Genomic DNA, 18,925 nt, shown 5'->3' with positions numbered 1-18,925 from the left:
GATGACACTGCTCGAGGTCGAGAACCTGAGCGTCACGTACAGTCCGCGCGACTCGGCGGCCGTCCGCGCGGTCGACAAGGTCGACTTCGGGATCGAGGAGGGTGAGTTCGTCGGCCTGCTCGGCGAGTCCGGCTGCGGCAAGTCCACCCTCGGACACGCGATCCTGCGGCTGCTGGAGAAGCCGGCCGCGATCACCGGCGGCTCGATCACCTTCGACGGCCGCGACATCACGCACCTCGACGAGGACGAACTGCGCCCGCTGCGCTGGGCCGACCTGTCCACCGTCTTCCAGTCCAGCATGAACTCGCTCAACCCGGTGATCACCGTCCGAGAACAGTTCGCCGACACCTTCGCGGCCCACCCCGAAGCGGCGGGCGACCGGCCCGACGTGGACGCGCGGGCCGGGGAGCTTCTGGAGATGGTCTCGCTCGGCCGCGACGTGCTGCGCCGCTACCCGCACGAGCTGTCGGGAGGCATGAAGCAGCGGGTCGCCCTCGCCCTGGCCCTCGCGCTGCGGCCGCGGTTCGTGCTGCTCGACGAGCCGACGACCGGCCTCGACGTCGTCGTCCAGCGCGACATCCTGGACCGGCTGCGGGAGCTCCAGCGCAAGCTCGGGTTCGCCGTGCTGTTCATCAGCCACGACCTCGGCACGGTCATGGAGATGGCCGACCGGGTGATGGTGATGTACGCGGGCGAGATCGTCGAGGATCAGCCGGCCGGCGACATGATCGAGTCCCAGCTGCACCCCTACAGCGCCGGGCTGCTCGGCAGTTATGCCGACCCGCGGGACGAGGTCGTGCAGGTGGCGTTCGTTCCGGGCCGGCCGCCGGACCTCTCCCGCGAGCACGCCGGCTGCCTGTTCGAGCCGCGCTGTCCGGTGTCGGTCGACGCCTGCCGGACCGAGCACCCCGAACTGCTGCCCGCAGGCCGCGGGCAGGCCCGCTGCCTGCTCGTCGAACAGTCCCCGGACGACGGCGCCCTGCTGCGGGATGTGGCTCCGACCGACCGGCTCGGCGGGGTGTTCTCCGCGGACTCCGAACCCCGCGCCCGCGGGGCCGCCGACACTGAGCCCGTGATGGTGGTCGACGGGGTCGGCAAGACGTACCGGACCAAGCGGGGCGTGCGCACCACGACCACCCGGGCCGTGGACGACGTCTCGTTCGCGCTGCGCCCGGGCCGGGTCAGTGCGCTGGTCGGCCAGAGCGGCTCCGGCAAGACCACCATCGCCCGGCTGATCACCGGCGTGGAACGGCCGAGCAGCGGCACCATCCGGTTCAAGGACACCCGGGTGGACACGTTGCGGCGACGCGCCATGCGGCGTTACCGGCGCCACGTCCAACTGGTCTTCCAGGACCCGTTCTCGGCGCTCAACCCGACCCGGACCATCGCCTATGCGCTCGGCCGCCCGCTGCGCAACCATCTGGGCATGACCGGCGAGCAGGCCCGTCAGCGGGCGGCCGAACTGCTGGAGACGGTGGGCCTGAGCCCGGCGGAGCAGTACCTCGACAAACTCCCGGGCCAGCTCTCGGGCGGGCAGCGCCAGCGCGTGGTGATCGCCCGGGCACTGGCCCCCCAGCCCGAGGTCATCGTCGCCGACGAGCCGATCTCGATGCTCGACGTGTCCATCCGCGCCGAGATCGTCGAACTGCTCGACCGGCTGGTGCGCGAGCGCGGCATCGCCATGCTCTACATCACCCACGACCTGCTGAGCGCCCGGCTCCTGGCCGACGAGGTCATGGTGCTCAACCAGGGCGTGATGGTGGAACACGGTCCCACGCTCGAGGTGATCGGGCAGGCCAGGGATGCGTACACCCGCAGGCTGCTGGCCGCGATCCCCCGGCCGGGACGGTCCCGGGAGTCCTGGCCGGACGAGCCCCCGAACGAGGCGGAACGGGTGCCCGCCGGGAGCTGATCCTCCGGCGGAGCCCCGCCGGCATGGGTTCTGTCCGGTGCGCGCCCGGACAGAACGGCGGGGACCGGCAGGCCCGGTGGCGTTCGCGACGTCACCGGTCCTCCCGGTGTTCCGGCCACCGCACCCGGTGGTGTCCCGGGCGGCCCGCCGGCCGCCGCCCGGCACGCGACGGACCGCCGCAGCCCCTCGGCCGCGGCGGTCCGTCGTCGAGCGGTGGGAACGCGCGTGCGCTCAGCCGGTCGCGCTGAACCGCGCGACCACCGTGTGGTTGGTGTCCATGGTGATCTGGTACTGCGGCGTGGTGCCCTCCTGAAGGACCCCGTCGACCGTCCAGCCGTCGAACTGGAACCCCTCGGACGACGTGGCCGTGAGGGTGACCTGCGTGTTGGGGTCGTACGGGCCGAACAGGCTGGGCCTGACGGTCCCTCCCCCGGCAGGGTCGGCGGAGTACGTGAGCGAGGTCCGGTTCGTCACCTGGGAAGCACGGTATCCGGCCACGATCTCGGTGCTCTCCCGCGCGACGGCGGCATTGTTGTTGTCCTCGTCGCCGAGCGGCTGGCCGTCGAACGTGTTCTCCGTGTTGGAGTACTGGTTGACGACCTTGCAGTTCTGGGGCCGGCAGGGAGTGTCGTAGGCCATGATCGTGTGGTTCTGCAGGTTGGGCGTGATCCAGCCGTAGTGGATGGTGTTCGGCGGAGGCGTTCCGCCGTTGTTCACCACGGTCTGCCGGTCGTGCCACAGTCCGAAGTTGTGGCCGATCTCGTGTGCGAGGTTCTCCCACCCGGTCACCGAGTAGATGCTGGTGACCGAGAAGGCCTGGCTGTCGGTCGTCGCGGTGGCCGGCGTGGGCAGATCGGCCTTGCCCGAGCTGTCCTCCGCGGGGATGGAGGCGAGGAGCGCCACCAGGTCGGCGCTGTACGTCTGCCGCGCTGTGGCAGCCTCGGCGCCGAGCGTCTGGTTCGCGGGGTCCTTGATCATGTCCAGCAGGCTGCCGGCGCTCTCACGGGGGATACCGGTCGGCTCGGTCTGGTAGGTGTTCACCACGTGCACGCTGGCCGGCACATTGCTGCTGGCGAAGGCCCTGTTGAGCTGGTTCACGCCGTACTCGATGCGGGACTGGACGGCTGCGACGCTGCCGAGTTCGGTGACGGTGGCCGGGGTGTAGGCGACGACGATGTCGATGCCCGCGGGGTTCTCGGGAGTGGCGACCTGCAGGGCCCGCTTCGAGTCCTTCGGAGGCTTCGGCGGCTTCGGGTGCTTCTTCTTCTCGGTGAGGGTGTCGATGCCCTGTCCGTTGGGCGGCAGCTTGAGGGAGTCGATCTCCTGCAGGCTGTACCAGCCGGGCCGCTTGCTCAGGGGGTCGTACTGGTACTGGCGGAACCCCATCTGGGCGACACCGGACAGGGTGACCGGCCCGCGGCCGCAGGCTCCGAGGACGGACGCGGCGATGGAGGTCCCGGGATGCTTCGGGTCGTGGCCGCTCCAGTACACGGTGCCGTTCTCGTCCCTGCGCAGCACGTCCTGCACGACCTTGATCTTCTTGCCGTCGAAGAGGGGGAACGTCCGGACCGCAGCCTTCCCGTCCTTCTCCTTGCACAGGGAGCGGTAGTCCTTGGCATCGGCGCGCATGACGCCCTCGCGCACGACCCAGGGCTCGCCCTTCCCGCCGTGCGATCCAGTGGCCGCTGCGGGCATCGCCAGGCCCAGTGACAGGGTGGCAAGGGCGGTCGCCGCAGTGCCGGCGGCGAGCAGAGATCTTCGCATGAGGGATGACAGCCTCTCTGGTGTGGGAGTCGCCCAGATCGCACCACGACCTGCCACCGCACGCACGCCGGGCCGGGCAATCGGGGATCACCCGGATACCGCCGTGGCCAGGACTTCGCCCGGCGCACGCTCCCTCGGCGGCCTTACCGCCGGGGCCTCGAGGACATGGCGGGACGCCCCTGCATCCGGCCCGCCCGATGGTCTGCCACCCCGGCTCACGGCAGCCCTCCGGCAGACCCCACCATCCCGGGCGGCCCCTGGGTCTCTGCGGACTGCTCGGGCATCGCCGAGGGCCGGGACCACCCGCGGGCGTGTGCCTGCCCGGCGCTCGGCGCCGGTCCACCGTCACGGGCTGCCGGCCAGGGGCGAGGCAGCACCCGGGGCTCGGCTCGGGGGGGCCGGCGACCGTCCCCGCCCTACGGAACCCGCGGCTCGCCGTGCCAGGAACGCCACAGTGCCGCGTAGGCACCGCCGGCGGCCACCAGGTCGTCGTGCGCGCCGAGTTCGGTGAGCCGCCCGCCCTCCATCACGCCCACCCGGTCCGCGTCGTGTGCGGTGTGCAGACGGTGGGCGATGGCGATGACGGTCCGCCCTTCGAGGACAGCGGCGAGCGCGCGTTCGGTGCGCCGCGCCGTGCCCGGGTCCAGGAGCGCCGTGGCCTCGTCGAGGATCAGTGTGTGCGGGTCGGCCAGCACGACCCGGGCCAGGGCCAGTTGCTGGGCCTGGGCGCCGTCCGTCGGATGGCCCCGGGCTCCAAGCTCGGTCTCCAGGCCGTCCGGCAGCTCGTCGGCCCAGTCCGCACCGACGGCCGCGAGAGCCGCGCGCAGTTGCACATCTGAGGCGCCGGGCGCAGCGATCAGCAGGTTGTCCCGCAGGGTGCCGAGGAAGACGTGGTGTTCCTGGGTGACGAGCACGATCTGGCGCCGCAGCTGTTCCGGGCCCAGCTCGGCGACCGGGACTCCCCCGACGGTGATCGTTCCGGTTCGGGGCGCGTCGACGCCGGCGAGCAGCCTGCCCAGGGTCGTCTTCCCGGCGCCCGAGGGCCCGACGAGCGCCAGCCGTTCGCCCGGCCGGAGGGCCAGCCCGACCCCGTGCAGCACGTCAGGACCGCCGTCGTAGGCGAAGTGCACACCGTCGACCTCGATCCGGTCGTCCGCCGGCGCCGGAGAGCCGGCCGGTGCGGATTCCGGGGCGGCCCGCGACAGGCCCTCGACGCGTGCGAAGGACGCGCCGCTGCTCTGCAGTTGCTCGATCCCCATGAGGACGGTGTCGAGCGGCTCGGCCAGCTGCTGGAGATACAGGGCCGCGGCCACGACGGCGCCCAGGGTCACCGCACCGTGTCCGTGCAGCACACTGCCGACGAGGAGCACACCCGCCACCGGGGCGATGGAGGAGATCCCCACGGCGGTGAAGAACACGCTGCGCAGGAACAGCGTCCAGGTGCGGGTCCGCCGGGACTCCTCGATGGCCTCCCGGCTCGCCGCGATGCGGCGCTGCTGGAGCCCGAAGGCGTCGACGGTGCGTGCCCCGGTGGCGGTGGCCGTGAGGATCTCGGCGAGCGCCGAGGTGGCGGCGCCCTCGGCGAGGTAGCCGGCCGGTGCGCGGCGCATGTACCAGCGCAAAGCGACATGGACGCCGGTCAGGCCGAGCACTCCGCAGACGCCGAGCAGCGGGTCGAGCACGAACAGCGCACCCAGGATGAACAGCACCTGAACCGACGCGATGAGCACTTTCGGGCCCACGTCCCGCAACGTGGTGCCGACGGCGGCGACGTCGGCGGTGCCACGGGCCGTCAGGTCGCCCGTACCGGCGCGCTCCACGACCGGGGCGGGCAGGGCGAGCGCCCGGTCGACGAACTGCTCGCGCACCCGGGCCAGCGTCCGTTCCCCGAAGCGGTGCCCGAGGAGGCGTGCCCAGCGGGTCAGCAGCAGCTGTCCCAGCGCGCAGACCAGCAGGACCGCCGCGAGCCGGTCGACGGCTCCGACGCCTCCACCGGTGCGGACCGTGTCGATGATGCGGCCGAGCAGCCACGGTCCGGCCAGCCCGGCGCCCGCGGCCAGCCCGTTGAGGGCGAGTACGGCGGCGAAGGCGCGGCCGTCGGCCCGGACCAGGCCGAGGGCCGCGCGGCGTACCCGGGCCGGCTCGGCGACGGGCAGTGGGTACGCGGTCATCGGACGGCCTCCTTCGACGAGCGTGCCCCGCCGTCCCCGGCGGGTGTGGCGTCGCCCTCCGCCTCGTCGCCGGTGTCGTCGTCCCTGTCCCGGATGACGAGGCGCCGGTATGCGGGATCGTTGCGCAGGAGTTCGGCGTGGCTGCCGACTGCGGACACCTTGCCGTCGGACAGGTGGTACACCGTGTCGGCCTGTTCCAGCACGAGCGGTGAGGTGGTGGTCAGCACGGTCGTGCGCCCGGAGCGCGCGGCGCGCAGTCGCTCCGCGACGGCGGCCTCGGTGTGGGCGTCGAGTGCGGAGGTGGGGTCGACGGCCAGCAGCACCTCCGGGTCGGCCAGCAGAGCCCGCACCAGGCGGATGCGCTGGCGCTGGCCGCCGGAGAGGTTCCGGCCCTGCGCTTCGAGAGCCGAGTCCAGTCCGTCCGGGAGGGCGTCGACGATGTCCTGGGCGACGGCCGTGTGCAGGGCCCGGCCGATGGCCGTGTCGTCCCGGTCCTGACGCCCGCAGACCGCCTCCCTCAGGGTGCCGGCGAACAGGTCGGCCTCCTGGTCGGCGACCAGGATCCGGGCCCGGATCTGCGGCAGCGGGATCTCGTCGAGCGGTGCCGGGCCCCAGGTGGCCGTCGAGTCGGCGAGCCGCCCCAGGCGGTCGACGACGGCCGCGGTATCCGCCGGCCGGGCGCCGGCCAGGGCCGTCAGCCGGCGGGGGATCACCTCGACGCCGGATTCCGGATCGCGCAGGGTGGAGGGCTCACCGGGCGCGTCGCGTGCTTCCTGGCCTCGGGATTCGGGTTCCAGGACGAGGAAGGCGACGATCCGCCGGGCCACGACCAGGCCGCGGCTGATCTGGTAGCTGCATTCGATGAAGAACGACACGGGCACCACGAGCACGGCAACGTATCCGTAGACGGAGACCAACTCGCCTGTACTGATGGTGCCTTGGGCGGTCATCCGCGCGCCCAGCCAGGTCACCGCGGCGAGGAACAGCGTGGGCAGGCCGACGCCGAACGACTGGATCCAGCTGGTCACGGTGCCCACTCGGTAGCCCTCCGCCCGGAGCATGCCGGACTCACGGCGGAAGTTGCCGGCGTACAGCTCCTTGCCGCCCAGACCGTTGAGGACGCGCAGACCGCCGCCGAGGTCCCCGATCCGTGCGGTGAGCGCCGACTGCCGTTCGCGGTAGGCCGACTCGGCGCCCTGCAGTCGCCCCAGCATCGGGCCCACGAGGAGCACGATCAGTGGCACCCCGAGCAGCACGACGGCCGAGAGCAGCGGCGAGACGGCCAGCAGCTGGAAGGCCACGACCGCGTAGGCGATGGCTCCGCCCACCCCGGGCCCGGTGACGGTCAGGGCGGCGGCGATCTGCTGGACGTCGCTGACTCCGATGGTGACGACCTCTCCGGCGCCGGTGCGGCGCGGCAGGGCGGCGCCGAGCCGGGTGGCCTGCCCCATCACGACCTTGACGGTGCGGAAGTTGGCGTCCATCCGGATCCGGGTCATCGTCCGGTGCCGCATGGTTCCCACCCAGGCGTTGAGCACCCCGGCCCCCAACAGGGCGGCGGCCCAGCCGGTGAGCGCGGTGGTGTCCCCGGGCACCAGCCCGTCGTCGATGGCCCGGGACAGCAGGTAGGGCGTGAGCGCCAGGAGGAGCATCCACACCGTGCCCAGCAGCGCACCGGCGACGGCCCGGTGCGTCTGCCGGGTCAGCAGCCACCACAGGTACCGGCCTGCGCTGCGGTGGTCCGGGGTGCCGGGGTCTCCGTACGCGTCGATCACCCCGACAGTATTCCGGCCGGGTGTGACAGTGTCCCCGGTCTCCGGAAGTTCGCCGGCCGTCGACCGGAAAGCACCCGTGTGCGACGAGGGCACCGGACCGGCCCCCGAGTCCCGGCCCGCCAACAGGTCCGGATCAAATGCCAGTTGGTGCTGCTTCCTGATAACCATGACGGATGCCCGAGCCCCGCATCCGTGTCGCCGCCTATGCCGTCCGGTCGGAACCCGTTCCCGAACTGCTCGTGTTCGATCACGTCGGCATGCCGGAGGCGGGTACCCGGATCCCGGCCGGTGGTGTGCAACCGGGAGTGGACCTGGAGCGAGCGGTCCTGCGCGAGTTGGCCGAGGAGACCGGGGTGACGGACGCCGTCGTGGTCCGGCCGGTCGCGCTGGACCGCAGTCCGCACCCCACGACGGGTATGCCCCGGAGGACCACCTTCTTCCTGCACCGGGTGCCGGCGAGCATCCCGTCCGACTGGACTCACCGGGTACGGAGCGACGGTGAGGACGACGGGCTGACGTTCGCCTGCCGCTTCGAGCCGCTGCCGCTGACAGTGCCGCCGGCGGACGGCCAGCACGCCTGGCTGGGACAGGCGGACCCGAGCTGGGCGACGGCCGCCGGACGGACCCGGAGCGAGATGTCACCTGACACCCGATCGAGGCCGAGAAGTTGACCACAGCACACCCCGTCGACCACGAACTGATCCAGGCTGCGGCTCACCTCGCTCGCACCCGCTGCCGGGGCGACAACCACACCATGGCAGCCGCAGCCCGCGCCCGGGACGGCCGGATCATCACCGCGGTGAACGCCTACCACTTCTCAGGAGGCCCCTGTGCCGAACTGGTCCTCATCGGCGCGGCAGCCGCCCAGGGCGCCTACGAGCTGGACACCGTCGTCGCCGTGGGCGACCGCGATCGCGGGGTGGTCCCGCCCTGCGGCCGGTGCCGTCAGGTCCTTCTCGACTACTTCCCCACCCTCAAGGTCATCGTCGGCAACGAGGACCGCACCCGGGCCGTTCCCGTCGCCGACCTGCTGCCCGAAAGCTACGTGTGGGCCGACCACCAACTCGAGGCCGGGTAGACGCGCCATCTGTCGCGTGGCCGCCGGGCAGCCGGCGTCTTGCGCGTCACCGATCGGCGGGACAGGTACCCGCCGAAATCTGCTGTCCCAGGGGCGGCCGAGGCGGAAAGACTGTCAGGTATGGAGTTCTTCTGCTACCACCGTGATCGGTCCGGTTCGCCGGCGCTGCGCCAAGAGTTGCTCGAAGAGCACTGGTCCTACATGGATCGCTATGCGTCGGAGATGATCGCCCGGGGGCCGACGTTTTCCGGCAGCGACGGGGTGCCCACCGGCAGCCTGCATATCGTCGACCTGGCCGACCCGGCAGCCGCCCGTGCGTTCGTCTTCGACGAGCCGGGCTACCAGGCCGGTGTGTACCGGGATGTGCTGTTGCGGCGGTGGCGCAACATGCTGGGGCGCACGATGTGGGAATTCCCAGGAGGACGAACCGGTGGCGATCGATTCCTGGTGCTCGGCATGGGCTCGGGTGAGGCCGCCGACGTCACCCTGCCGCCCGATCACGAGTTGATCGCCTACGGGCCACTGCTGTCCGACGACGGCAGCATCTGGCTGGGCACAGCGGCACTGGTACGAGCGCAGAACCCGGAGACTGCACGCGCAGTCCTGATCTCGGACCGGTACGCGCACATCGAGGTCCACAGTTGGCAGTTCGGCGGGCGGCCCTCATGAGCCGCCCGCGTTGTCGACGGAAGCGGCCCGAGGTGTTCTCCGTATGAGGTGGCGGTTGCCCGGCGAGCGATCTCGGGGGACTGATGCACCCGGGGTCGCTGAGTTCCGAGTCGCCGAGCCGATTTCACCGATTGGCGTCCATCACTGCCGCGAGGCCATCCTGCAGGTCTTTGACGAAATACTCGGGAACCTCCAGCGACGGGAAATGTCCCCCGGCCTCGGGTGACCTCCATCGGACGATTTGTCGGTACCGCTCCTGCGCCCAGGGGCGCGGACACTTCTCGATGTCACGGGGATACATACTGATTGCCGACGGGACGTCGACCCGTAGTTCCGGGTCCAGCGAGTTGTGGCTTTCGTAGTAAATGCGGGCCGCCGATGCGCCGGTCCGCGTCAGCCAGTACAGGGTGACGTCGTCGAGAATGCGGTCTCTGGAAATCGTCTCGAACGGGCTGTCTTCGGTGTCCGACCACTCGGCGAACTTGTCGAGGATCCAGGCGAGAAGCCCGACCGGCGAGTCGACGAGCGAGTAGCCGATGGTCTGCGGCCGGGTCGCCTGCTGCTTCGCGTACGCCGCGCGGTGGCGCCAGAAATCGCGGGTCTCCTCGGCCCATTTGTGCTCGACCGTCGTCAGCCCGTCCGTTGTCAACCCGGGCGGCGCCTCCGCGAACAATGTGTGGATGCCGAGAACGTGCGCGGGGAACCTGCCGCCGAGAACCGTGGTGATGTTCCCTCCCCAGTCACCGCCGTGGGCTACGAACTTGCTGTAGCCGAGCCTTTCCATCAGATCGACCCATGCGGCCGCGATCTTCTCGGTTCCCCACCCGGTGGTGGCCGGCTTGTCGCTGTAACCAAAACCTGGCAGCGACGGGGCCACGACGTGGAACGCCGGCGCGTCCGCCTCCTTCGGATCCGCCAGCTCGTCCACTACATCGACGAACTCGGCAATGCTGCCCGGCCAGCCGTGCGTCATGATCAGAGGAGTGGCATCTGCACGTGTGGATCGGCGGTGCAGGAAGTGGATTCCCAGATCGTCAATGGTCGTGCGGAACTGGCCGATCCGGTTGAGGCGCTCCTCGAACGGCCGCCAGTTGTACCCGGTGCGCCAGTAGTTCACGACATCGACGAGGTCGGCGAGGGGAACGCCCTGTTCCCATCGGCGAGGGCCGGGTGCGGCGCGATGAATCGTCTCGGCCTCCGGCAGCCGCGCCGCTGCCAGTCGCGCGCGCAGATCGTCGAGGTCGGCGTCGGTTGCGTGGGCTTCGAATGCCTGCACGTCGCCGGCTGGACGGGGCATGAGACCTCCTGGCCATCGCGGAACCGGCTACGACCGTGAACCGGCTGTGGCGGTTCTACTATGCCTTCATGCTGCGCGCAACCAGCTAAGGTGGTTCCATGCGTACCGCATTCCCTGACTTTCGCCTCGGTGCCGTGCTGGCGACCAGTTTCACGGGGACTTTGTCGGAGCGTCATGGCGACGCTGTGGAGCGCATCCCCACGCCGCACCGACTCGTCGACTGGCTGGCGGTGTACGGCCTCACCGTGGAGTCCTGCACCACTGCCCAGCTCGACCTCGCGCGGGAACTGAGGGAGTCGATTCACACCGCCGCGACAGCGGCCGCGATCCAGGACGCTCTCCCTGCGTCCGCCGTCCAAGCCATCAATGACTGCAGCGTTCAGGGTCAGGCGGCGGTGATCCTGACGCCCGAGGGCAAGCGGCAATGGAGGCTCAGCTCGGCTTCCTGCGTGGAAGATGCCCTCGGCGTGATCGCCGCCGACGCGATCAGCATCATCGCGGGCGAACGAGACGGAAGCTTGGCCTTGTGTGCATCACCAACCTGCCGAGCCGCCTTCTTCGACACCAGCCGAAGTCGCACCCGCAGATGGTGCGATATGAACACGTGCGGGAATCGTCAGAAGAAGGCGCGTTTCGCTGCCAACCAGCGCAAGAACGCCGGGTCATCGGAGTGATCGTTACGCTCGGTACATCCAAATTGGCCCCACGCCTGCGACACATCTGTCACGTGGGGTGCACCCCAACCGGCACCACCGGGGCCTGTATCGAAAGTGGCTGGTTGTGACTTGTGGTCTGTGTTCCCATGCCCCAGTGAACATCGAAAGCTCCGGGGTGCCGGACGAGAGGCCGAGCCGCTGGGTCCGGCAGAGGTCTCATGGCTACGTTGAGGAGTGCGTGCGGGTCCTCGCGGAGGTCCATGCGCGCGACGGCTGTCCAGTGAACTGGCCGGATCAGCCCGGCGAGTGGCTGTCACGCGGTCCCCTGCTGGGCTCCTGGGTAGCGCCTCCACCCTCCTACCGGACCCTGTCGAACGTCCGGGATCCGCGTATCGGTGGCTGCCCGACCCCCGCGTCCTCGTGCCACTGGGCCGGGCATCGCCTGCGCCGCCCCTACCGCAGCCAGGCGGTACCCGGGCCAGGCAGTCGCCCCTGTCCGTCCAACGCGCGGCTGGAGCAGAGCAGTTCGGAGCCGTAGCCGTCCAGGTCCAGCGGCCTGTCACCGGTGTTCAGCACACAGGTGACGTCTCCCCGGCGGAAGGCGAGGACGCCGTCCTCGATGGGCAGCCACTGCGGCCACGGGGCGTCGCGCAGATCCTTCCGGGCCGCGATCGCCGCCCGCACGGTGTGCAGGGGTGAGACCGGATCGGCGCACTGTGCCTCGACGGCGAGATCTCCCCAGCCGGGTGGCTGCGGCAGCCAGGCGGGGCTGTTCGACCCGGCTGGGGAGAAACCATGGCTGCCGTCCCGGCTCCGGGCCCAGGGCAGCGGGACGCGCGCGCCGTCCCGGCCGCGCTCGGCGCCGCCGGAACGCCACCAGGTGGGATCACACAGATCCTCTTCGGCGAGCTCGACCTCCGGCAGAGCAAGTTCGTCACCCGCGTAGAGGTAGGTCGCGCCGGGCAGGGCGAGCAGCAGGAACAGCACCGCCAGGGAACCCTCGCGCCCCCAGCGGGTGGCGGCGCGGGTGACGTCGTGGTTGCCGTGCGGCCAGGCCGGCCGCCGCCCCTGCCGGGCCGCGGCGTCCAGGTAGTCGCGGACCACCAGGCCCATCGCCCCGGCGTCGAGCCGGGTGAACACCAGGTCCATGGCGAACGCCTGCTGAAGTTCGTCCGGGCGAATGTAGGGCTCGCCGATCCAGGCCGGGCCCCAGGTCTCGGCGACACCGAACCGATCCGGGTACTCGGCGAGCAGCCGGGCGAACCGCCGGTGGATCTCGTGCACTTCGGGACGGTCGCTGTAGGGGTGGTCGTCGCCCGGGTGACGCTCCCCCGGTGGCAGCGGCGGGTAGCCGGAGGCCTTGGCGAAGGCTCCGGCCGCGTCGAAGCGCAGCCCGTCGAAACCCCGGTCGAGCCAGAAGCGGACGGTCCGCTCGATGTCGGCGATCACCTCGGGGTGGTCCCAGTTGAGGTCGGGCTGCTCGACGTCGAAGAGGTGCAGGTACCACTCGCCGTCGCCGAACGGCTCCCAGGCGGGCCCGCCGAACAGCGACGGCCAGTCCGAGGGCGGTCCGCCGTCCCGGCCGGGCGCCACGTGGTAGCGGGCGCGGGCCGGATGCCCGGGGCCGCCGCACCGGGCCTCCTCGAACCACGGGTGGTGTGCGGAGGTGTGGTTGGCGACCACGTCACCGACCACCCGCAGGCCGCGGGCGTGTGCCTCGGCCAGCAGTTCGTCGACGTCGCCGAGGGTGCCCATGGCGGGGTCGACGGCCCGGTGGTCGATGACGTCGTACCCGGCGTCCGCCTCGCCGCTGACGTAGAACGGGTTGAGCCACAGCGCGTCGACGCCGAGCTCGACGAGGTGGTCCAAGCCCGCGATCACACCGCGCAGATCACCGGTTCCGGTTCCGTCGGAGTCGGCGAAGCTGCGCAGGTACACCTGGTAGATCACCGCGTCGCGCCACCAGGGCGCGGTTCCGCTCATGCCGTCGCCTCCGGGTCGACGGGGATCAGCTCGATGAGGCTGAGGGCGCTGGTCGGCAGGTCCAGCTCCAGCATCGCGGTCCCGTCGGAAGCAACCTCCACGGGCTCGTGCGGAAGTTCGGCCATGACGTCGCGTGCGACCAGTTCCTTCCACTGCTGCTCGTCCGGCCACTGCTCCACCCCGAGGTCGGCGGCGTGCCGGGCGAGGTGCGAGTGGTCGGGGTCGACGCGGCGGTGGCGCACGGCGTACCGGCCCGCGGGCAGGCCCGCCGCCTCGATGCGGACGACGCGGCGAAGGTCGTCGCGTTCCTCGGCCCAGTCGTGCTGCTGGAGGGTGCCGTTCCAGACGGTGACCGCCAGCCGGCCGGTGCCGTCCGCGGCGGCCGGATCCGCACCGGCCCAGCCCTGCACCAGCGAGTCGGCGCCGTCACCTGAGACCCGCACCCCGATCTCCTCGTCGCCCAGCTGCTCCAGCGCGTAGAGCGCCCAGAAGCGGGGCTTGGCGAGGTTGCCGACGCTGAGCAGGCCGAACCCTCCGTGCACCAGGCCCGGCGGGCGGCCCAGCTCCTCGAAGTGGTCACTGGAGACCCAGCAGGCCACGGACGCCCCGGTGCGGGCGGCGGTCAGCATGCCGCGGGCGGTGAACGGCACGGTCCAGGGGTGGTCGTTGACGGGTGCGAAGTGGGTCGGGGTCGGTCCCCATTCGGTCCACCACACGGCGGTGTCCGGCTTGCCGTGTCGCTCCAGGACGGGCCGCAAGTCCAGCGGCGGGATGCCGTAGGCGTGCGGGGTGACGATGTCGAGGTCCGCGCCGGAGTTCCCGACGTGCTCCAGGACGGCGTCGAGCCAGCCGACCGCCGCGGTCGCCGGACCGGCGAGGGGCAGCGTCGGGTGGGCCCGGCGCACGGCGGCGGCGGTCGCGTCGTACAGGCGCAGGTAGTCGTCCTGGTCACCGGCCCAGAAGCAGCCGAGATTCGGCTCGTTCCAGACCTCGAGCACCCAGCCGCGGGCGAGTTCCTCGTCGCCGTACCTCTCCCGGAGGTGGGTGACGAAGGCCTCCACGAGGCCGGTCCAGTGCTCCAGGTCGCGGGGAGGGTTCGAGAGTCCCGCCGCGGTGATCTCGTGGTGCGGCCGGTCGGCCAGCGCCCGTGGTGTGAAGCCGAGTTCGAGAACGGGCCGCATGCCGGTGGAGAGCACGGTGTCCAGCACCGTGTCGAGGCCGGTGAAGTCGTGGAGCGGCGTGCCGTCCGTGTCCTCGCGATAGACACCCATGTCGTCACCGAGGGTGCCGTGCGCCCGCACCCGGCGGACCCCGAGCTCACCGTGCACCCGGACGAGCGCAGCGACGGACTCCGCGCCGATCGGGCGCCCGCCGCTCTCCTCCTCGCACAGCAGGTGGCTCAGGTGCTCGCTGCCGATGCAGGTCCGCCAGGGACGCGGCAGCTCGCCGCGGCGGTCGGCGACGTCCACCCGGACGACCACCTCGGGGGCGGGCCCGGACGGATCACGGGGCAGCGGCTCGGCGAACACGGGCTCCCCCGGCGCACCGCAGCCCTCCTCGATGCTGCGGACACTCGCCACCGCGTACCAGCCACCCGCCGTGCGGCGGGCGTCGGCATACGGCCGGCACGGGACGACCAGCAGGTCACCGCCCCCGTGGTCGAGGGGCGCCAGCGTGTCGGGGCTCTCGCCGTGGTGCACGACGTAGCCCACCGCGTCGTCGGCGGCCGGCCAGGTCAGCGTGACCTGGCCGACGCCGGAGACGACGTGCACGGAGGCCGGCGGTATGGCGCCCCCGGACATCAGACGCTCACCCTCACCAGCACCGCCGAGGGCTGGGCCAGGGCGACCTCGATGACGGCCGCGCCATCGGCCTGCTCGAGGGCCGCCGGCTCGGCCGTCAGCGTGTCGGCGGCGCGCAGGGCGTCCCACTGCTCGTCGGTCGGCCAGTCGCCGACACCGAGCCGTGCGGCGAGGGTGGTGACGTCGCCGTGGTCGGCATCGAGCCGGGTGACCTCGGCGGTGGCGCCGGCACCGAGCCCGTCCAGCCGCAGCCGGACCGTGCGGGCGAGGGCGGCGTCGCCGGCGGACTTGCCCTGGTCGAGGGTGTGGTTCCAGAGCAGGACGGTCAGCGAGCCGTCGTCGTGGCGGGAGGCCCAGCTCTGCACGAGCCCGTCCGCGCCGTCGCCCTCAGCGGTCACCGGAAGCTGGGTCTCGCCGAGCCGGGACAGCAGGTACAGCGCGTGGTAGCGGGACTTGGCGATGCCGCCCACGGTGATCAGGCCGAAGCCGCCGTGCAGCATCCGCGGCGGACGGCCCAGCTCCTCGAAGTGGTCGCTGGCCACCCAGTACGACAGGGCGTCGAGCCTTCCCGCAGCCGAGCGCATGCCGTGCAGCAGGAACGTCGCGGAGGACACGCTGTCGTTGACCGGGTTGAAGTGGGTGGGCGTGACGCCCCACTCGGTCCACAGGATCCGCGCGGTGCTGCCGTAGCGCGCCAGGGTGGGCCGCAGGTCCAGCGGGGCGTTGCCGTAGGTGTGCGTGGTGACGAAGTCGACGGGCGAGCCGGAGCGGCTGGTGTGCTCGAGGAGTTCGTCGACCCAGCCGGCCGCGGCCGAGGACGGTCCGCCGACCGCGAGCCGCGGGTCGACGGCCTTCACCGCGGCGGCGGTGACGTCGTACAGCTTCATCCACTCGTCGCGGGTGCTGGACCAGAACACCTCGAGGTTGGCCTCGTTCCAGACCTCGAAGTCCCAGCCGAGCACCTCCTCCTCGCCGTAGCGGTCCATCAGGTGCCGCACCAGGGCGCTGATCAGGCCGGCCCAGCGATCCCAGTCCTTGGGCGGGGAGATGAGGCCGCCGTACTCGAAGACGATGCGCTCGGGGTCGCTCGCCAGGTCGCGCGGCATGAAGCCGAGTTCGACGCACGGGCGCAGGCCGATCTCCATGAGCTTGTCGTAGACCTGGTCGATCCGCGTGAAGTCGTGGACGGGCTCGCCGTCGACCTCGCGGTAGACACCGAGGTCGTCGTGGAGGATCGCGTGCGCGCGAACGGTGCCGACACCGATCTCGTCGTGCACCCGGCGCAGCGCGGCCTCGAGTTCGGCGCCGATCTCCCGGCCACCGGACAGATCCGTGCACAGCAGCTGGCTGAGCCGCTCGCTGCCGATCATCGGCTGCCACGGGCGGGGAAGCGGCTCGCCCGCGGCGCTGGTGTCGACGCCGAGCACGACCTGCGGGGCGTCCCCCTCCGCCTTGAGGGAGGCGCCGTTCACCGTCTCGCCGACGGCGCAGGTCACGGTGACGGTGGGCACCGAGGCGACGGCGTAGTCGTAGGAGACGCCCGGCTCGCCCGTGGTGTCGACGTACCAGGTCTCGGGGACGGAGAGCACGTCGCCGCCGAGGTGGTCGACGGGCTTGAGGTCTTCACGCGGCGACCCGGCCGGGGCCCGGTGCACCATGTAGCCGACCGCGCCCTCGACGGGTTCCCAGCGCAGGGTGACATGGCCGGTTCCCGGAACGAGCGCCAGCCCGCCGGGAGGTGGCAGGTCGGGGATGGGTGCGGTCTCGCGGAGGTCGGACCGGGTGGAGATCCGCTGCTCCCAGTCCTCGCGGGCGGTCGGCCGGTTCCCGTCGTCCGCTCCGGTCTCGGCGGTGTGCTCGGTGCTGGTGCCCATCGGTCCTCCAGGGGTCGTTCACAGACGTCTTCCTCGGTCCCGGACGCTCACGAAGGCCAGCTGTTTCCTGCCGTGAAACCGGTTTCTGGAGTACCCCACCCCACCGCAGGCGGCGTGTCAAGAGAGCTGCGCGGGGCAGATGTTGCGGTTCGGAGGGCGGCTCCCGTCCCGGGAGAGGACCGGCAGAAGCCCTCAGGACCTGCGGTATTCGCGCGGAGGGACACCGAAGTGCGCCCGGAACCTGCGGGAGAGGTGGAACTCGTCGGCGAATCCGAGGGTTCGTGCGATTTCGCGGTGGGTCATGTCGGTGAGCCGGAGCAGTGTGGCCGCCGTCTCGAGCCGGCGCGCGCTGCGGAACGCGGACGGCGTCTGACCGACCTCGGCGGCGAACCGGCGCCGGAAGCTGTCATAGGTCAGGCCCGCTGCGGCCGCGAGATCCCGCAGGCCCACGCTGCCGGTCAGGTCGTCCGCCAGCCGGCCGACGGCTTCCTCGATCTCCGGGCTGAACCGGCCGCCGGAGGGGCCCTCGCCGGCGTCCTCGGTGTCCAGCAGCCAGTCGGTGAGCGCGAGAAGCTGGTGCTCGGCCGCCCGCCGCGAGCGGGGCGGCGTCCGCAGCACGCCGCGCAGCGCCTCGATCGGGGGAACCGGGCGCGGGTAGCGGGGGCCGGCGACGTCGAGCCCGGCCGCACCGGCCAGGGAGTCGAACAGCGGCCCGGTGAACACCACGAACAACTCCGTCCACCGCTGCCCGGGAGCCGTCCCGTAGGTGTGCGGGACACCGGGCGGAACGATCGTGTGCGCCCCGGGCCCGATCCGCTCGTCGCGGCCCTCGGCATCGCGGTACCGGCCCTCCCCGGCGAGCAGCACGGACAGGACGTAGGCGTCCATCACGCGCAGGCTCGACGGCATGATCGGCTCGTCGTCGACCACCTCGCCGGCCAGGACGAGCCGGCCGAGTCTCGTCACCGGCCCGTCGGACACGGCGACCACCGTCCGGTTGCTCACACGACCGACCCTACCCGCGCCACAACGTTCATGCCCGAGCCGCAAACGTCCATTCCGACTGCCCCGGAGCCGCAATAACGTCCATCCCGACCGAAGGAAACCCGCGGGTCCGACCCCGCTCCCGCCCCTGCACCGGAGGACCCCCATGGCACCCACCGAGACCGACCGCGCGTCGCTCGTCACGCCGGAAATGCGCGAACAGTACGAGAAGGAGGGCTACTTCGTCCTCGAGCGCGTCCTCACCGACGAGCAGCTCGAACTGCTCCGCGGCGGCGCGCAGTACTCCATCGACAAGCTCGACGCCGCCATGGACGCGGCGGGCGTCGACACGATCGGCATCAACCACCGCGGCAAGCGCTACTTCAGCAACATGATCTACGAGGACCGCCCGGAGCTGCGGTCCTTCCTGTTCAGCGACACGACGGCGCAGATCTGCAAGGCCACCCTCGGCGAGGACGCCTACCTGTTCTGGGAGCAGTACGTCATCAAGGCGGGCGACCCGGACACCGCGTTCGCCTGGCACCAGGACTCCGGTTACGTCCACGAGGACCACGACCCGTACGTCACCATCTGGATCGCGCTCGATGACGTCACGCTGGACAACGGGCCGGTCCACCTGCTGCCCTACTCGCGGTCCGGCATCAAGTCGTACGTCAAGCACATCACCGACCCCGTCACCAACGACCGGGTCTGCTACTTCGGTTCGGACCCGGGCGTCCCGATGACCGCGCCAGCGGGCTCCATCGTCGTGTTCTCCAGCGTGGTGATGCACCGCAGCGGGCCCAACCTGACCGACCGCAACCGACGGGTCTACATCGCGCAGTACTCGCAGGAGGTCATCAACGCGAAGAACGACACCGCCCCGGCAGGCTCGTTCGAACACTTCCTCGACGGCGGCCGGATCGTGGCCGAGGTCTGAGCGCTCCTCCGCCCCCACCC

14 protein-coding genes are annotated in these 18,925 nt (G+C 71.4%); 6 read left to right on the top strand and 8 right to left on the bottom strand.

From position 1 onward, the window contains the following. Window position 1: 1 nt before the first annotated feature. Window positions 2-1,912 (top strand): ABC transporter ATP-binding protein, encoded by a 1,911-nt coding sequence (locus M1E25_RS07255; protein ID WP_251411469.1) that lies wholly within the window; start codon window positions 2-4, stop codon window positions 1,910-1,912. A 231-nt stretch (window positions 1,913-2,143) separates the two neighbouring features. On the opposite strand, the gene M1E25_RS07250 is transcribed toward M1E25_RS07255, so the two are convergent. From M1E25_RS07250 to M1E25_RS07240, 3 genes are all read right to left on the bottom strand, one after another. After that, a complete protein-coding gene (locus M1E25_RS07250; RefSeq protein WP_251411466.1) occupies window positions 2,144-3,676 on the bottom strand; it encodes a M12 family metallo-peptidase in 1,533 nt (510 codons plus the stop codon). Between the two features lie 416 nt (window positions 3,677-4,092). Further along, a complete protein-coding gene (locus M1E25_RS07245; RefSeq protein WP_251411463.1) occupies window positions 4,093-5,847 on the bottom strand; it encodes an ABC transporter ATP-binding protein in 1,755 nt (584 codons plus the stop codon). After that, a complete protein-coding gene (locus tag M1E25_RS07240; protein ID WP_251411460.1) occupies window positions 5,844-7,622 on the bottom strand; it encodes an ABC transporter ATP-binding protein in 1,779 nt (592 codons plus the stop codon). The genes M1E25_RS07245 and M1E25_RS07240 overlap by 4 nt, the downstream gene beginning before the upstream one ends. A gap of 173 nt (window positions 7,623-7,795) precedes the next feature. On the opposite strand from M1E25_RS07240, the gene M1E25_RS07235 reads away from it, so the two are divergent. From M1E25_RS07235 to M1E25_RS07225, 3 genes are all read left to right on the top strand, one after another. Then, the gene (locus tag M1E25_RS07235) at window positions 7,796-8,293 is read left to right on the top strand and encodes an NUDIX hydrolase (RefSeq protein WP_251411457.1); all 498 of its coding nucleotides are present in this window, start codon (window positions 7,796-7,798) and stop codon (window positions 8,291-8,293) included. Beyond that, entirely contained in the window at window positions 8,290-8,700 is a 411-nt protein-coding gene (locus tag M1E25_RS07230; protein ID WP_251411454.1) for a cytidine deaminase family protein, read from the top strand. The genes M1E25_RS07235 and M1E25_RS07230 overlap by 4 nt, the downstream gene beginning before the upstream one ends. Before the next feature lie 120 nt (window positions 8,701-8,820). After that, on the top strand, window positions 8,821-9,369 hold the full coding sequence (locus M1E25_RS07225) for a YciI family protein (RefSeq protein WP_251411451.1): 549 nt from the start codon (window positions 8,821-8,823) through the stop codon (window positions 9,367-9,369). A 124-nt stretch (window positions 9,370-9,493) separates the two neighbouring features. On the opposite strand, the gene M1E25_RS07220 is transcribed toward M1E25_RS07225, so the two are convergent. Beyond that, window positions 9,494-10,666: an epoxide hydrolase family protein gene (locus M1E25_RS07220; protein WP_251411448.1), complete on the bottom strand. Its 1,173-nt coding sequence runs from the start codon at window positions 10,664-10,666 to the stop codon at window positions 9,494-9,496. A 98-nt stretch (window positions 10,667-10,764) separates the two neighbouring features. Between M1E25_RS07220 and M1E25_RS07215 the strand changes: the two genes are divergently transcribed. Further along, a complete protein-coding gene (locus M1E25_RS07215; RefSeq protein ID WP_251411445.1) occupies window positions 10,765-11,340 on the top strand; it encodes a CGNR zinc finger domain-containing protein in 576 nt (191 codons plus the stop codon). 435 nt (window positions 11,341-11,775) lie between these two features. Here M1E25_RS07215 and M1E25_RS07210 read toward each other — a convergent pair whose 3' ends face one another. From M1E25_RS07210 to M1E25_RS07195, 4 genes are all read right to left on the bottom strand, one after another. Further along, window positions 11,776-13,305, bottom strand: a complete 1,530-nt coding sequence (locus tag M1E25_RS07210; RefSeq protein ID WP_251411441.1) for an alpha-amylase family glycosyl hydrolase — start codon at window positions 13,303-13,305, stop codon at window positions 11,776-11,778. Next, on the bottom strand, window positions 13,302-15,107 hold the full coding sequence (locus M1E25_RS07205; protein WP_251411438.1) for a GH39 family glycosyl hydrolase: 1,806 nt from the start codon (window positions 15,105-15,107) through the stop codon (window positions 13,302-13,304). The genes M1E25_RS07210 and M1E25_RS07205 overlap by 4 nt, the downstream gene beginning before the upstream one ends. Then, on the bottom strand, window positions 15,107-16,981 hold the full coding sequence (locus M1E25_RS07200; RefSeq protein WP_251411435.1) for a GH39 family glycosyl hydrolase: 1,875 nt from the start codon (window positions 16,979-16,981) through the stop codon (window positions 15,107-15,109). The genes M1E25_RS07205 and M1E25_RS07200 overlap by 1 nt, the downstream gene beginning before the upstream one ends. Window positions 16,982-17,173: 192 nt before the next feature. Then, window positions 17,174-17,986 (bottom strand): helix-turn-helix transcriptional regulator, encoded by an 813-nt coding sequence (locus M1E25_RS07195; protein WP_251411432.1) that lies wholly within the window; start codon window positions 17,984-17,986, stop codon window positions 17,174-17,176. 145 nt (window positions 17,987-18,131) lie between these two features. Between M1E25_RS07195 and M1E25_RS07190 the strand changes: the two genes are divergently transcribed. After that, a complete protein-coding gene (locus tag M1E25_RS07190) occupies window positions 18,132-18,905 on the top strand; it encodes a phytanoyl-CoA dioxygenase family protein (protein WP_251411429.1) in 774 nt (257 codons plus the stop codon). The last annotated feature ends 20 nt before the right edge of the window (window positions 18,906-18,925 follow it).

Origin of the sequence: Streptomyces meridianus (assembly GCF_023703325.1) — a bacterium.
In the GTDB taxonomy this organism is placed as follows: domain Bacteria; phylum Actinomycetota; class Actinomycetes; order Streptomycetales; family Streptomycetaceae; genus Streptomyces; species Streptomyces meridianus.
Note: the sequence above shows the minus strand (reverse complement) of the source record. Positions and strands in the feature narration are given on the sequence as shown.